Annotated in this window: 1 protein-coding gene; it reads right to left on the bottom strand. The window is 62.4% G+C overall.

Features of this window, described 5'->3' with window-relative positions; translation table 11 throughout:
- On the bottom strand, window positions 1-422 hold a 422-nt coding region (locus tag JNK74_30225; GenBank protein MBL7650447.1), incomplete at its 3' end, for a hypothetical protein.
- Between the last annotated feature and the right edge of the window lie 99 nt (window positions 423-521).

The following is a 521-nucleotide window of genomic DNA, read 5'->3' as shown; positions in this document are numbered from 1 at the left end:
TCATTGATCAGCTGCAGCAGCAGATCACCGGAGGCGCGCAGACGTGCCACATGTTCCGCCTGCCGTGCCGTCAGCTCGCTCTTCTGCAGCAGATGGGCGAAGCCGAGGATGGCGTGGAGCGGCGTGCGGATCTCATGGCTCATGTTGGCCAGAAACTCGGCTTTTGCACGCGCCGCAATTTCCGCCTCCGCCTTTGCTTCGAGCAGTGCCATTTCCGCCTGCTTGCGCAACGAGGTGTCCTGCAGTGTCTCGATGGCGCCGACGATACGGCCGCCGGCGTCCCGGATGGGCGCTGCCGTGAAGAACAGCCAGCGACCGAGTAGCGGGAAGTAGTCCTCCGATTCGAAGGCTTCGGGTACCACCGGCGAGGGTTTCACCTTGCCGCCGTAGAGGGCGTCGATGGTGACGTGATCGTTGAACATGACGAGATCGCCAAGACAGGGCCTCGACTCCGGGTAGAAAGCCTGCCACTGGTTTGCGGTGCCTATCATCCAGCTAGCCGGCGTACCGAGGATTTTCTC

It is taken from the genome of Candidatus Hydrogenedentota bacterium (assembly GCA_016791475.1).
GTDB lineage: Bacteria > Hydrogenedentota > Hydrogenedentia > Hydrogenedentales > JAEUWI01 > JAEUWI01.
This window is presented reverse-complemented; position numbering and strand designations above follow the sequence as displayed.